The 14899-nt window shown below is 76.2% G+C and carries 9 protein-coding genes; all 9 read right to left on the reverse strand.

The features are described from left to right. Window positions 1-28: 28 nt before the first annotated feature. The 9 genes from ACIBST_RS21605 to ACIBST_RS21645 are packed head-to-tail and all read right to left on the reverse strand — an operon-like array spanning window position 29 to window position 14887. Window positions 29-898, reverse strand: coding sequence for a protein phosphatase 2C domain-containing protein (locus ACIBST_RS21605; protein WP_397173925.1), 870 nt, complete (start codon window positions 896-898; stop codon window positions 29-31). Beyond that, window positions 898-2205: a hypothetical protein gene (locus ACIBST_RS21610; RefSeq protein WP_397173927.1), complete on the reverse strand. Its 1308-nt coding sequence runs from the start codon at window positions 2203-2205 to the stop codon at window positions 898-900. Before ACIBST_RS21610 ends, ACIBST_RS21605 begins: the two co-directional genes overlap by 1 nt. Window positions 2206-2237: 32 nt before the next feature. Further along, window positions 2238-4361 carry a hypothetical protein gene (locus tag ACIBST_RS21615; protein WP_397173929.1) on the reverse strand — a complete coding sequence of 708 codons (2124 nt, stop codon included), beginning with the start codon at window positions 4359-4361 and terminating at the stop codon, window positions 2238-2240. Further along, window positions 4358-5107 (reverse strand): hypothetical protein, encoded by a 750-nt coding sequence (locus ACIBST_RS21620; RefSeq protein WP_397173930.1) that lies wholly within the window; start codon window positions 5105-5107, stop codon window positions 4358-4360. The genes ACIBST_RS21615 and ACIBST_RS21620 overlap by 4 nt, the downstream gene beginning before the upstream one ends. 4 nt (window positions 5108-5111) lie before the next feature. Then, window positions 5112-6797 carry a hypothetical protein gene (locus ACIBST_RS21625; protein ID WP_397173932.1) on the reverse strand — a complete coding sequence of 562 codons (1686 nt, stop codon included), beginning with the start codon at window positions 6795-6797 and terminating at the stop codon, window positions 5112-5114. Next, window positions 6797-8587, reverse strand: coding sequence for a hypothetical protein (locus tag ACIBST_RS21630; protein ID WP_397173934.1), 1791 nt, complete (start codon window positions 8585-8587; stop codon window positions 6797-6799). The genes ACIBST_RS21625 and ACIBST_RS21630 overlap by 1 nt, the downstream gene beginning before the upstream one ends. Then, window positions 8584-9585, reverse strand: a complete 1002-nt coding sequence (locus ACIBST_RS21635; RefSeq protein ID WP_397173935.1) for a hypothetical protein — start codon at window positions 9583-9585, stop codon at window positions 8584-8586. Before ACIBST_RS21635 ends, ACIBST_RS21630 begins: the two co-directional genes overlap by 4 nt. Next, window positions 9582-11759, reverse strand: a complete 2178-nt coding sequence (locus ACIBST_RS21640; protein ID WP_397173937.1) for a hypothetical protein — start codon at window positions 11757-11759, stop codon at window positions 9582-9584. Before ACIBST_RS21640 ends, ACIBST_RS21635 begins: the two co-directional genes overlap by 4 nt. Continuing rightward, complete coding sequence (locus ACIBST_RS21645) at window positions 11756-14887, reverse strand: tubulin-like doman-containing protein (protein WP_397173939.1); 3132 nt, start codon at window positions 14885-14887, stop codon at window positions 11756-11758. Before ACIBST_RS21645 ends, ACIBST_RS21640 begins: the two co-directional genes overlap by 4 nt. Window positions 14888-14899: the final 12 nt, after the last annotated feature.

The following is a 14899-nucleotide window of genomic DNA, read 5'->3' on the forward strand; positions in this document are numbered from 1 at the left end:
CCGCACCTCCCTTGCGCCCGCCTGCCGGTCATGGGGCGCACCACACGACGACGGCGGTGCGGTCGTCGAGCCTGCCGGGGGACTCGAAGCCGACGTCCCGCAGGAACTCGGCGATGGGCGGCGGCGCGCTCCACCGGCCGGCGAACCAGCCCGCCAGGGGGTCGCCGGGCGCCAGCGCGTCCCCCAGGCCGTCGGTGGCCAGCGCCAGCACCGCGTCCGGCGCGAGTTCGACGGTGACGCTCGTGACCTGGTCGGGATGGAAGGGCAGGAACTCCGTCAGCCGGCCCGCGTCCAGCCCGGCCTTCTCCTCGCCGATCAGCCGCCGCCAGCCCCGCGGGAGCCGGAGCCAGCCGCCGACGTCGGCCAGCGCCATCAGCCTGGCCGTGCGCCGCCCGCCGGGATCCGGGCTCACCGGGACGACGGCGACCAGCGCCGCCGCCCGCACGTCGTGCTCGGTGACGCCGTGCCGCACCGCCGAGCCGGCCATCTGCCGGGCCGCGTCGAGGAAGACGTCGCAGGCGCGCAGGGGGCCGCCGCGGTCCAGGTCCGCTCTGACCCGGCCGACCAGGGCGGTGACCGCGACGTTCGCGCCCAGGTGCGACTGCCTGCTGTCGGACATGCCGTCCGCGAGCGCCACGATCAGGTGCCGTTTGGCGGTGTCCCTGCCGAGGCGGTAGGCGTCCTGCCGGGGCACGGCGGGCTCGGCGCACCGGTGGCCGGGGCCCACGAGCGACACCGCCCGCACCGTCAGGTCGCCGACGCTGACGGCGTCCGCGGCGATCCCGGCCAGGGCCGGCTCGTCCGGCAGCCGCCAGGGCAGCCGCGCCGCGGGCGAGGACGCCGGCGCCGCGGGCTCGGCGGGGACGGGAGGCGGCGCCTTGCGGAAGGGCCAGGGCATCACGGCTCCCCGACGACGTGCGGGCCACCGCCGAACCCGTCCTCGAAGCCGCTGTCGAAGCCGTCGTCGTACGTCTCGCCCGTGCGGGGACCGGCGGCGTGGCCGTTGTGGTGGCGGCCGCGCTGCCAGGGCGCCGGCTGCCAGCCGGTGACGTGGTCCACCGATCCGGGCACCACCTGCGACGGCAGCACGTCCTCGCCGTCGTCCCGGGGGCCGGCCGCCGGCGGGGGAGGGGGCTGCAGGGCGGGCCGCGGCTCCCGCGCGCCGATCTGCTCGATCCCGAACGCCCCGATCGGCGCGGCGCTGGCGATCCCCTCGATGGGCTCGATGATCAGCTTGCGGATCGTGTCCATCTCCGCTTCCTGGATCATGTCGTTGTCCACGAGCTTGTTGAACAGGTCGATGCGGGCCTGCATGCTCAGCTCCTTGCGCTTGCGGATGTCGCCGATGACGTCGGCCACCCGCTCGGGTGCGCGGTGGAGCAGCAGCAGCATCAGGTCGTCCTCGGAGGTGATCTGGTGCCGCAGGCCGGTGATGCCCTCGGCCTCAAGCTGGCCCTCGATGCGGGCGTCCGCCTGGGCGGCCATCCAGCCGGCCGCCTTGCGGTCGTGGCTGACCTGCACGGCGAAGCGGAACAGCGAGATGCCCTCCTGGGGGTAGCTCTGCACCCGGTCGTTGCCGAAGTCGGCCATGAGCTGCCGTTCCAGGTCGGCGTCGCGGGTGATGTCGAAGCCGCGGCAGACGGGCGAGACCGCCTCGCGGACCCGCGACTGCACCAGGGCGTTGCCGTCCTGGATCCGGGACGTCACGATCTTGACCGGGTCGGTGACCCGCCACCCCACGTCGATCCGCAGCCGGAACCTGGCCGCCCGCGAACTGCTGGCCAGCTCCAGGTGCAGCGCGGTGTAGTGGTCGGACATGTCCACCTCGTACCGCCACCGGTAGCGGCGGACGAAGATGCCGGGCGGCTTGGCCAGATGGAAGACCTGGCCGGAGTCGTCGCTGTAGAGCAGCGCCCGTCCCGGCTGGATGGGCGCGCGGCCCGCCTCCTGCACCGTCTGCTCGACCAGGATGAGCGGGACCGGCGGCGGGGCGGGCGGCCCCCAGATGTCCTCGGCGGCGTGCTGGGGCAGGTGCTCGCGGGGGCTGCGCGAGTGCGGCGGCACCGGCGGGCCCTGGGGGAGCGGGCCGGTCATCCCGGCCGGGTAGTTCTGCGGGAGGGCCGGGCCGGGCGGCACCGGCTGCGGGCCGGCGCCGCCGTGGTGCCGCGGCGGGCCGCCGTTCCCGGGCAGGGGCTGGGGAGGCATGGGCTGGGGAGGCATGGGCTGGTTCACTGCGGTCAACTCTCTTCTCGGACGAGGCGGAGGACCTCCGCGGCGGCGGCGGGCGCGGGACGCGAGCCCTTGGCCCACTTGCCGGCCTCGTGGGCCAGGATCGTGGCGCTGCGCGGGGTCTCGGCGACCGCCTGCATGAGACGCGCGAACGACCTGCGGGCCAGGGGATGGGCGTCCACGGTGTGCGCCCACTCGGCGAGGATCTCCTTGGCGTGCGGGTTCAGGTGGGGTGCGGTGACGGCGTCCCGCCACAGGGCGGCGATCTCCCGGTGCCGTACGGGGTCCCGGGTGGCGATGTAGAGCAGGGCCGGCCAGGTGGCGCCGCTCACCTGGCGGACCAGGTCGGCCGCGGCCAGCAGGAACGCCAGGCGGGCGATCGGCTTGCGCGAGCTCTTGCCGAGCCAGCGCAGCAGGAGCGCGGGCGCCTCCAGACGTTCGCCGTCGACCTCCCACATCTCGGTGAGGCTGTTGCAGATCGCCGTCATCACGTCCAGGTCGGCGGAGGAGGCCAGCTCCTCCAGGGCCTTCATGGCCGCGGCGGGGCCGGCCGCGTCGTACTCGATCCGCCAGCACCGGGCCGCGGTGGCCCGCAGCTCCGGCGACTCGTCCGCCGACCAGGCGTGCACCAGGTTCCGGACGGGCGGCGCGAGGTCCGGGTCGGCCATCGCGGCGTGCCGCAGGGCCCGCGCGGCGGCGTCCCGCAGGTCGGGGTCGTCGCCCTCCGCCCACGGCCTGATCACCAGCGCCCGGACGTGGTCGAAGGACCTGGCCCCGAGGACGCCGGTGGCGACCGCCGCCCGCACCCGGACCGACTCCAGCTCGTGCCGCGCGCACACGCGCAACCAGGCCAGCAGGGTGGGACGCGCCTGGTCGTACTCGTTCCAGAAGTAGAGCAGGTACTTCTGCTGGAAGCTCGGGTCGCGGTAGCGCACGACCTCGGTGGGCGCGCCGCCGTGCCGGGTCTGCACCGTCGAGCGGACGACGTGGGCGCGCAGCGCGCGCAACCGGGCCCGCTTGCGCGCGACCAGCGGGGCGTCCCTGGCCGGCTCCGCGCTCTCCAGCGGGTGCTCGGGCTCCAGGCTCTCGCGCATCAGCTCGGCCGCGGCCGAGACCGTCTCGTACGGCTCGCCGCCCAGCACCGACACCGCCACCGCCATGCTCTGGGTGGGCAGGTCCGGCAGGCCCTCGGCCCACCTCTCGAACTCGGCCGCGTCCAGCATCGCCAGCCGGTCGCCGACGGTCTCGGCCAGCGGCTCGCCCGCCTTGTACGCCTCGGCGGCGTACGCCGCGACCAGGGCGGCGTGCGCGGGCGAGGAGTTCTTGTCCAGCTCGCTCCGGAGCAGCGCCATCATCTCCCGGTCGCCGAAGACCCGTTCCGTGGCCTCGTCGTCGAGGTCGCGGCTCAGGTGCCGGTAGAAGACCTCGACGCGGTCGGTCACCTCGCCCAGCTCCACGACCAGCGCGCCGGCTCCGGAGCCGGTGATCCGGCCGCCGGCGGACATCGTCACGACGAGCCGCGCGTGGGCGCGTTCGAACACGTCGGCGAGCTGGCCGAGGTCGTCGGCGGTGAGCTCGCGGCAGGCGGAGCCCGGCAGGTCGGCCAGGATGTAGCCGCATCCCTTGGCCAGCACGTCGGGGGTGAGCGCGCTCAACCGGGTGTCGGCGTGCAGCCGGTAGACCGCCGCGCAGCCGAGCAGGAGCCTGGTGGCCGCCATGCACCTGCCGCTGCCGGGGTCGGCCCGCAGGAACAGCACCGGGCGCGTCCCGGCCGCCTCGGCCAGGGCGTCGAAGTCGGCCGGGGCGACGAACCGCTTGTCCGCGTGTTCGAGGTCGGCCGGTCCCAGCCGCCACACGCGCGGGGCGTCCGTGGCCGCCGACACGGCGTGGTAGGTGATGTACAGGTCGCGGCCGGCCGCCTGGCCCGCGCGCACGTCCGCGCCGCCGAAGCTGGAGAAGGCGTCCGCCTCGGTGCCCAGCCGGTCCTGCACGACGCCGGGGGTGGCGGCTCTGGCGGAGATCTCCCGGCCCAGGTCGTGCGGCTTGCGCTCGCCGGGCTCGGGCTCGCCTTCCGGGCTCTGGGGGTCGGGGCTCTTCGGCTCCTCCTGGTTCGGCGGTTCCTTGTCGCTCATGTCCTGTCTCCGAAGTGCTGGTGGACGTCGCGGCCGGCGACGGTGCCGGCGATGATGTGCGCCCCCGCGAACGGCCCGCCGCCGCCGTTGCCGGTGCCGGGGGCGGGCGGGGCAGGAGCGGTGGCGGTGTCGGGGGCGGCTTCGGAAGCGGGGACGGCGCCCGCCGGGTCCTCGGGCCAGGGATGCCCGCCCGGCAGCCACAGCCACGCCCGCCGGCCGCCCGCGTCGACCTCGCGCAGGTCCTTGGTCTCCAGCGAGGTGAGCTGCCCGGCGATGGTGTCCTCGACGACGTCCGCCGACATGACCACCACCAGCTCGGCCGCGCCCCGCTCCAGCACGGCCCGCGCGGCGGCGCAACCGGCCAGCTCCCTGGCCACCACCGGGCCCGGCCCGGTGTACCCGCCGGCCGCCTCCCCGGCCGTCATGCCGAAGTTGATCGCCAGCCGCAGGCGCAGCCGCCCCTCGGGCGCGGTCACCCGGTTGTGCTCGCGCACCGCGCCCAGCACCTGGTGGACGAACGCGTCGCACACCACCGGCTCCGGCTCGCCCGGCGGCAGCACGGCCAGCTCGCCCCCGACCTCCCCGACCCGTCCCCAGGACGGCCGGTCGAGCCGGGCCCGCCGGGCCGCCACGTCCAGCGCGCCGCTCAGTCCCTCCCGGATCAGCCCCTGCATCCTGGCCGTACGCGTGTCGTAGCCGTGCGCCCGCACCGCCAGCACCAGCCTGCGTTCGAAATCGTGGCCCATGCGCTCACCACCGGACCAGAAGGAGACTCAGCACGATCACGGCCAGGACCAGGCCGACCGGCAGCCAGCGCGGCACCCGCGCCGGCCGCAGCCAGAAGTCCAGCAGCAGGCCCGGCGGCCGGGCCGGACGCGCCGCCGGCAGGCGCGGTGTCTCCTGGCGGGGCTCGGCCATGCGGTTCAGCAGCTCGGGCAGCAGCCGGTCGGCCAGGACGGCGGCCTGCCGCGGATCGTCCAGCCGGGCGTAGATGAGCGCGCCCGCCCGCGACCACACCTCCGCGCCGTCCTCCCGGGCCAGCCGCGCGGCCAGCCAGCGCATCGGCTGCCCCCTGTCGAGCCGCGGGCCGAGCAGCGGTTGCAGCAGGCCGGCCAGCCGCGAGGAGGCGAGGTCGCGGTAGTGCTCGGTCAGCCGGGCGGCGTGCCAGTCCACGTGACTGAGCTGCTCGGCGATCTGCGCCGCCTCGGCCTCCGGCACCGTCACCCGGCGGACGGCGGCGGCGCAGATCCACTCGACGAGCTGGAAGAAGGCGTCGCCGTGCTGGGCGGGCAGCATCCGGTACAGCTCGGCCAGCAGCTTTCCGTCCATGGCATCCGTTTCGTCCGTGCCGCCGGGGGCGGCGGGCGGGGGGCTCACCGGTTCCGCGCCGCCGGGCGCGCGGTGCGCCCCGGGGGCGGCGGGCGAGGCCGGCTGCTGCACCGCGAAGACGTAGCCCGGCGCGGGCGGGTCGGCGTACTGGCGCAGGCAGACGGCCGCCGCCTCCAGCCGGGCCTCCAGCGTGCGGTACTGCGACACGACCGCCTCCAGCCGCCCGGCCACGCCCGTCCCGCCCAGCTCCTGGTAGGCCCTGACCAGGCAGCGGGCGAGCGTGTCGCACTCGTCGGCGGGCGCCCGCTGCTCCTCCCGCAGGGCGACCCTGTTCTCCTCCCGCGGCTGGGTGGGCGGCGCGCCGCCGTGCGCCTGGGCCACGCGGAAGACCAGGTGCGGCTGCAGGCCGCCGCGGTCGTCGCCCTGCGCGGCCTCCAAGGTGGAGAACGACGGGCGCCAGGCGTGCGCCGTCCCCTGGAGCAGCACCGCGGCGGTGAACCGCAGCCCTCGCAGGTAGGCGCCCTGGACGGGCGTCTGGAAGTCGGCGGACGGGAGCATCGCCGCGAGGGGCCGTCCCGGCTGCCGCAGGACGGCGGCCACCAGGGCGGCCAGGCCAGGGACGGGCTGCGGCCGGGTGGCGGCCCGGGTGAGGAAGGCGGCGGTCAGCTCCTCGCGGGCGTCGGCCGGCAGCTTGGCCAGCGTCCGGCCCGGGGAGATCCGGCCGGGCGGCTCTGCCGGGCACAGCGCCTCCAGCCCCTGCCACAGGCAGGCCAGCGCCAGGTCGACGCTCACCGCCGCGCACGGCCCGATCAGCGCGCGCGCCACCTGCGGATGCCGGCCGCCGCCGGCCTGCGCGGACGGCACGGGCAGGACGAGCGCGTCCGGGTCGTACGAGCGCTCGATGATCGTGGCCAGCTCGTCGCCGGGCAGGACGAGGTAGACCAGGCTGCGATGGCCGGGACTCACCCCCCGCGGCAGCGTGGCCATGGGCAGGATCAGCCGGGAGGCGTGGTGGATGCGCGGATCGTCGGTGGAGTAGGCGATGGGCCCGAAGTCCTTGTCCGGCCGCCAGCGGAACTCGACCTGGTCGACTGACGTCGCGTTCATCAGATTCCGATCCTCCGGGCTTCTGGGGAGGTGAGCACGCCGGTCATCGCCATCAGGGAGATCAGCGGATTGAGCACCCGGCAGGGCCGCACGCCGCGGACGAACGTCTTGCCCGCCACGGTGTCGGAGCCGGCCGCCGAGGCCACGTGGAAGGTGGCCTTGCGGCATTCGCGGTAGGGCCGCGTCCAGGCGTCAGCCTGCCTGGCCCGGAGGTAGGCGTAGACGTCGGCGCTCTCCCGCAGCGACGACTCCGGGTCGAGCACCCGGTCCGGCTGCCGCAGCCACCACGCGATCGGGTCCTCGAAGCGCAGCAGGTCGGCCTTGCCCAGCACGATCGCCGTGCTCAGCTCGGCCAGGCGGCCCGACCCCTGCAGGAGCTCCAGCACGGTGGCGAAGGTGCGGTCGCCGAGCGCGTCCCGGCCCAGCTCGGCGGCGTTCACCACGAAGATCAGCCCGTCGGCCACGTCGAGGAAGCGGCGCGCCGACTCGATCTCCAGCAGGTCGCCGCCCGCCACGTCGAACAGCGCGATCGGGCGGGCGTCCCCGCCCGCCTCGCGCACCATGAAGACGTCCACCAGGCCGACGGCCCCCGGCCGGGTGTGCTCGACCACCCGCGAGTCGTTGAGGAACGGACTGACCTGCTCGTCGACCAGGCTCTGGTGGGCCGCCAGGCTGATCGCCTGATGGCTCAGGCCGGGGCCGAGGCCGTGTTTCTCCAGTTGCGCGATCATGGAGATCAGCAGGTGCGTCTTGCCGGAGTTGGTCGCGCCGACGAACCCATAGACCGACGGCGTGCCGTGCCCGCCGTAGGCGAGCGGGAGGTAGTGGGCCGCCGCGGGCCCGTCCTCCTCCGGCCCCGGGCAGCGGACGAAGGCCGTGCGCCGCAGCACCGCCCGCTGCGTCGGGCTCGCGCCGTCCGGGATCGTCAGCGTGACGTAGGCGCCCTCGCCGCGGTCGTAGCGGTAGAGCTCGCGCTCGTCCCAGGTCAGGGTCGCGGCGCAGATCGGGCACGGCACGAGGGGGCCGCTCGCCTCGCGGGCGGCCGGGCCGGACGGTGCGGAAGGGGGCATGGGCGCTCCGTTGGCTCTGCGCGCGTAGCCGGCCACCAGCCGGCCGGCGACGCTGTCATGGACGGGATGCGGGGACAGCGTCACCGCGCCCCGGCGGAACCGGACGAGCAGCCCCGGATGGCTGGGCGGCCTGGCCCGGTCGTCGTAGGTCTCGAAGGCCAGCGGCCGGAGGGTGCGCCCCGCTTCGCCGGCGGCCGCGCCGAGGACGGCGTCCAGCCCCCACAGCAGCGCGTGCGCGCACCGCGACGGCGGCAGCTCGATCGGGCCCTCCGCGCCGGCCAGCACGTGCGACAGCAGCGGCACGAGCTGCGCCAACGACTCCGGCGAGCGGGCCTCGGCGTCCAGGCCGGCCCGGTACGGCTCGACGCCGCGCCCGGTGAGCGGCATCAGGCGGCCGCCCGGCCCGCGCAGCCAGCGCCAGTCGCGCAGCTCCAGCGCGAGCCGGGGCGTCAGCAGCTCGGGCGCGCCCACGAGCAGCCGGGCCAGCGCGCTGCGCCCGCCGTGCGGCTGCTCGCGCCGGACCAGCACGGCCTGCCGGTCGAAGATCGCGTAGACGTGGCTGACCCCCGGCGAGCCGCCGGGATCGGTGCGCAGCCAGTGCTCGACCCGGCGGTGGAGCCGCGCGAGCTCGTCCGGCCGGAGCGTGGAGGCGGTGGGCCCGAAGGCCGGGCCCGACGCCGAGCGCTGCCATCCGTAGGTGACCTGGTGCAGGACGCTCATCTGCGCCGCCTCCAGGGACGCCCGCGCCGGGACGGCTCTTCGGGGGCGGCCGGGGCGGCCGGGACCGGCTCGGCCGGCGCGACCGGCGCGGTCTGCGGGTGCTTGAGCGCCCGCAGCGCGAAGAAGTCCGCCCTGCCGCGCTCCAGCGCCACGTCCGGCGACATCCCGCGCGGCACCGGGTCGGGGACGTCGAGCCGCCGCAGCAGCTCGCGGACCGACGGACGCCCCTCGGGCGGGCCGAAGACGCCCCGCAGCAGGCGCGCCAGGTCGGGCGGCGCGTCGGCCAGGTCGGCCCGCTCCGGGGCGCGGCCGGTCGCCACCCAGAAGATGAGCCGTCCCGCCGCCCAGACGTCGTCCTCGCCCGTCACCACGCCGGCGGTCTGGCCTGGCCGCTGCTCGGGCGCCCACCAGGGCGGCGCGCCCGCCACCGACCGGGGCGTCCCGGCCAGGGCGGCCTCGGTGAAGCCGGTGATCTGCGCGCACACGGTGTCCCAGTGGACGGTCTCGGGCGACAGCGCCCGGTGCGCGATCCCGGCGGCGCTCGTCCACCGCAGCCCGGTCAGCAGGCTCCGCTGGAACGGCAGGTTCTCACTCGGCAGGATCCGGCCCAGCGTGCCGCCGACGGGCTTGCCGCGGCAGGGCTCCAGCAGCACGAACGGCAGCTCGCCGTCCGCCTCGTAGCCGATCAGCCGGGACACCTCCGGCGGGTACGGCGCCGAGCCGCAGAGCCTGCTCAGCCGCAGGCCCGCCAGGATCTCGTTGTCCAGGGCGTCGTACCCGGACCCGGGACCCGCGGCCGACGGGCCGACGTGGCGGACCTCGCGCTGGCTCCCGCCGGGCCAGGAGAGCGCGAGCAGGCAGGACCGCAGCGGCGGCGCGGGCGGATGGGGATCCTCGCGGCGGGCGGTCACCGTGACCTCGGCGGGGGCGCCGTGGCGGTCGCGGAAGCGCAGCACCGTCCCCGGTTCGGGCGTCGGCGCCGTCGTCGGTGCGGTCATCGGCGCTCGCCCTCCTGGACGGGCTCCGGCTCGTCCGCCCAGGTCTGGCGGGCGACGCCCGGCCGTACCGGGACCAGGCGCAGCGTCCCGGCGTGGCGGGCCGAGGGCACCCAGACCGTCCCGGCGGGCAGCGACTCCTCCAGCGCGGCCCGGCAGGGGCGCGGGGCGAAGCGCACGGCGGCGGGCGGCCCGGCGCCGACGTCCAGCAGCGACAGGTCGCGGGCCAGGCAGAGCTGCCACATGACGGCGGACACGTCGTGCCCCGCGGCCGAGGCCAGCTCCGGCAGGTCCTCCTCCGGCGCGGCGCCGTCGGCCTCGACCGCCCATTCCGTCGCGAACGGCGGCGGATCGTCCAGGCCGTGCTCGGCGACGTGCTTCTCCCAGACCGAGAACAGCTCGGCGGCCCTGCCGCCGGCCCGTTCGCCGTGCTCGGCGGTCGAGCCTGCGGCCAGCCCGCGCAGTGCCGGCGCCGCCGCCTCGAGCACCAGGTCCGCCAGGAAGCGCTCGACCCGCCGGTCCCGCCGCCCGGGGACGTCGTCCGCCGCGCCGCCCGGCGGCCGGGTGCGCTCGGCGACGACGGCGGCGACGTGGGCGAGCGCGGCGCTCACCCGGGCCGTCGCGTCGGCGGCGTCCACCCCGGCCCCCGCCCGCGCCCACTCACGGTCGGCGGCGCCGACGACGGACAGCAGGTCGTCGACCGCCTTCGCGGCCGCGTCGAAGCGCCGCGCCGCCGCCCAGGCCGCCGTACGCCGCCGCCAGGAGCCGCGGATCGCCAGCACCGCGCCGGCCAGCGCCACGATCAGCACCAGCGCCCACGCCGGTTGCGGCAGGATCCCCGCCGCCTCCAGCGCCGCGCCGGCCAGCCCGCCCGCGACGCCGCCCACCACGGCGGCGGCGGCGTTCGCGGCGAGCGCGCCGAGGTGCCCGCCCGGCCGCCCGCCGGGCCCGCGCAGCACGGTCAGCGCGACCGACAGCGCCCAGAGCAGCGCCATCACCAGCCCGCTGGCCACCCCGAACGGGGTGAGCCCGGCCAGCGCCGCGCTCACCAGGCCGACGACGGGCAGCCACGGCTGCGGACCCGCCATCGGCTCGGGATCGCGCAGCCCCGCCACCAGCGCGTCCGGGCAGACCTCCCGCAGCCGCGGCACGAGCGCCCGGCTGCCGCGCGGCATCAGCCGCGTCTGCCACCGGTCCAGGCCCTCGACCAGGCGGGGCAGCGGCGTGCCGGCCCGCAGGCCATGGTCCAGGTACCGGCGGATCGAGGCGCGGACGCGGGCGGCGTCGAACTCCTCCGGCTCGGCGGGCACGATCCCGGCCGCGGTGACGGCCGCCCGGGAGCCGGCGTCGGGCCTGGCGCCGCTGTGTGCCGCGACGAACAGCTCCTCCAGCCGCTCCCGCAGCCGGCCGAGTGCCTGCCCGGCGGCGGTCGCCGCCGGCTCCGCGGGGACCGGGCCGAGCATGAGGGACAGGTCGTCGCCCAGCTCGTCGCCCAGGGCGGCCGCCTCGTCCAGGGCGGTGCGGGCCTGGGCAACCAGGCTCGCCAGGACGCCGCCGGGGGCCGGCCGCAGGGGCTGCGCCGGCGGGCCCACCGGCGCTCCGGCGGGCTCGGGCAGCTCGCCGCCGCCGGCGGCGGCCAGCAGCCGCCCGCCCGCCGCGGCGAGCGCCTGGCGCAGGTCGCCGCCGCCCGCGCCCGTCCAGGCCAGCCGGATCCCCGGATTGGCGATGCGGCCGGGCAGGCGCTCGACCCGGCGCAGCGCGTCGTGGAACACCTCGCTCAGCGACAGCACGTCGAGCAGGCGCAGCAGGCCCGCCTCGGCGCCCTCCGCCCGGTCCCGCCGGACCGCGGGCGCCGCCGCGGCCGGCCGCCAGTCGATCCCGTACGGATCGGGCACCCACAACACCCCGGCCGCCTGGGTCAGGCTGCCCGGCAGCACGATCCGGTGTGGTTCGTCCCGCGGCCGGCCCACCGCCACGCACAGCACCTCGTCGGTGTAGCGGGAGGCCAGCAGCATCTCGTAGGCGCGGCGGTGCCCGGCCAGGGCCGCCACGTCGTCCACCACCAGCAGCGACGTCAGGTCCTCCTGGCCGTCGTCGGACAGCAGCGCCGCCACCTCGCCGGCCGCGCCCTCCTCGCCGAGACCCCGCAGGTTCAGCCGGACCACCCGCCCGCTCACGCGGCGCCGCCCGTCCGGCGCTTGTACGCCTCGTACAGGGCGTGCAGGTTCTCCCGCGTCGCGCCGGGCAGCTCGAACTTGACGGCCATCGCCGCGGGCAGCGTCTCGTGCCAGAACCGGCGCAGCATCCGGGCCCTGGCCCGGTTCGCCGGGGCGATCTCGACGAGCATCCGGTCCAGGCAGTCGACCTGCTCCCCGGCCAGCCCCACCACCAGCTCGAACAGCTTCGACGGCGGCTGCGTGCCCTCGTCCAGCTTGTACGGCGCCGCCTGCATGAGCTGGGCGCAGAACACCCGGGCGGCGTCGTCGTTGTCGGCCAGCGTCCACAGCTCGTACGCCTGGAGCAGGCTGCCCCAGGAGGAGGCGTCCTCCAGCGCCTTGAGGCCGAGCGACATGGCCACCTCATTGAGCCGGACCTCGGCCTGCGACGGCGAGGCCGGGTCGCCCAGCACCCGAACGTCGCCGTTCCACATCGCGCACAGCAGCCGGTGCAGGATGAGCACCCGGTGCTCCTCCCGGGTGGCGAGGTAGCCGAAGTCGTAGCCGGTGCGCTGCCGCCAGGGCAGGAAGTCGTCCCGGCGCGGCCGGTGCACCGCGTCCGCCCAGGTCCGCAGGACGTGCCGGACCTCCTTGACGTCGGTGATGCCCATCGAGGACCGGAACAGCACGACCGAGACGGACTCGGCGGTGGTGCCGCTGAACTCGAAGGTGATGCCGGGTCCCGCGGGAAGCTGCAACGACGTGCGCAGGTAGGCGGCGACGGCCGGGTTCTCGGCGCCCGGATAGGACACCAGCACCTTCAGCGGCCCCGTGCCCTGCGGCGTGAAGTTGGCCGGCACCAGGCCGGTGAGCCGGCTGCGGAACTCCTCCAGCTCCGCCTCCCCGAACCGGGGCCGGTCCGAGCCCAGCCCCGCCGCCTGGTCCAGCAGGTCGCGCAGCTTGGGCAGCAGCGTCGCGCGCCCCTGCGTCTCCTCCTGCAGGTACGTCTTGACGTCGGTCTTGATCCGCTCGCGCAGCTCGTGGACCGCCCGTTCGGGGGTCGTCTCGATCGACTGGCGGTAGATCCGCTGCCAGCCGTCCTGGCCCATCAGGCGGCGCAGCACCTCGGCGTCGTCCGCGGTCGGCTCGATCATCAGCCGCTCCCGGATGCGGCCCACGGCGTTGCGGTAGAACTGCTCCAGGCTGCCGGTGGGCAGGTGGAAGACCACGCCGACCCGGGGCCGGTACAGATGTTCGGAACGTTCCCTGAACCGGTCGGGGTCCTGCCGGGCCAGGTCGTGCAGCGTCTGGTTGAGCGCGCGCAGGTGGTCCTCGGCCACGCCGAGCGCGCGCTCCCACCGCTGGTGCTGGGACGCCCACGGCTCGGTCCACAACACCCGGCTGCGCCAGCTGTACCAGCTCTCCTGCTGCTGCCGGGCCTCGGCCGGGGCGTCGTCGGTCCACTTGACCTTGACCATGCCGAGCGAGCGGTCGCGCAGCTGGGGCAGGGCGGGCGGCACCTCGCGGATGCCCGGCGGCGGCGGCGGGGGCACGCTGCGGCGCTGCATCAGGCCCTTGGCCCCGAACCGGTCCACCGGGTCGGCGAGCGAGGCGTGCCCGAACAGCACGCGCCGCACCCGGAACGGGTCGTTCGCGCCGAGCAGCCCGAGCACCGCGCTGCCCGGGTCGAACTGGCTCACCATGGCGGGGACGGCCTGGTCGAGCTGGGCCCGCAGCTCGTTCAGCCCGATCCGCATCGCGGCCAGGCGGTCGGCCAGCGCCGCCAGCACCTCGCGGGCGCCCGTGGCCGGTCCGGGCTCGGCGTACTCGACCTGCCGCCGGGCGAAGACCTGGTGGATGTGGGAGAGCGTGAAGAACTCCTCGATCAGCGCCCGGTTGCTCTCCGCGCCCGGCGGCGGCTCGCGCAGCTCCTCGACGGCGGCCCGCAGCAGCCGTCCGGCCACGACGTCGGCCAGCTCCTCCACCGGCGTGGTCAGGGACGTCACCAGCGCCGTGGACACCCCGCGGTTGCCCACGCCGTTCTCGGCCATGGTCTGCCGCTGGGCGACGGAGTTGATGAAGCTGTCGGCGAAGGACTGGTGCTGCTCCCCGTCGTTGCGGACCTTCGGGCTCAGCTCGGTGCCGATCAGCGACATCACCAGCGACACCACCGAGCGCCGCAGGTCGCCGGGCTTGGCGCCGGTCGGGCGGGAGAACAGGAACGCGGTCTGGGCGACGCCCGGCCGCATCGCCACGCGTCCCTCCAGCGGGTAGCGCACCGCGATCTCCTCCGGGTCGGCCTGGTCACCCTCCAGACCGGGCAGGTGGCGTACGGCGTCGGCGGTGTTCTGGTGGTCCACCAGCTGGAACATGTCGAGCAGGGCCCGGCCGGCGTTGAGCTCGGCCGGTCGTCCGCCGCCCGCGCCCGACTCGAAGGCCGAGGGCATCAGCACCAGCGGGTAGATCTTGGGCTTCAGGTCCGTCTCCTGGAACTGCCTGCTGATCAGGTGGAGGTAGTCGTAGAAGATGCCCGCGCCGGTGCCCCCGGCGACGGAGAACGCCACGAAGACGTCCACCGCCCTCGGGTTGATCGTCGCGCCGTCGGCCAGCCGGAACAGGTCGGTGGCCGCCTGGTTGCCGGACAGGTTGCCGATGGCCGCGTTGATGTCGCGGATGGCCGGGCCGATCCCGTCGCGGAAGGTCTCGAACAGGGCCGCCCGCCCGACGGTCGGCATCTGCCCGGCGCCCTTCTGCAGGGGCAGCACCCGCGGTTCCCCGTGGCTGGGCGGCAGCCAGCCGCGCACGGCCTCCCCGGCCGCCAGCCGCAGGTTCACCGCCACCTGGGGGTAGGAGTCCACCTGCGGCACCAGGCCGCGCACGTAGTGGGCGGTGAGCTGCGCCGTGTGCACGTGCTGCGGGCCGGGCACGACGCTCAGCGGCAGCCGGTCCAGCTCGGCCTGGTTGACATCGGCGTAGACGAACTGCAGGCAGGCCGGGAGCTGGTAGCGCTGGGCGTCCTCGCGCTTGCGCTGGAAGAGGCTGCCGTCGGGGCCGCAGATCTCCTCGCGCAGTCGGCGCTCCAGGCCGGCGCCGATCGCGCAGCCGGTGCCGCCGAGGCCGACGAAGAGCAGGGGCTGGTAGAGCTTCATGGGGTGTCTCCT

It is taken from the genome of Nonomuraea sp. NPDC049684 (assembly GCF_044465345.1).
Taxonomy (GTDB): Bacteria; Actinomycetota; Actinomycetes; order Streptosporangiales; family Streptosporangiaceae; genus Nonomuraea.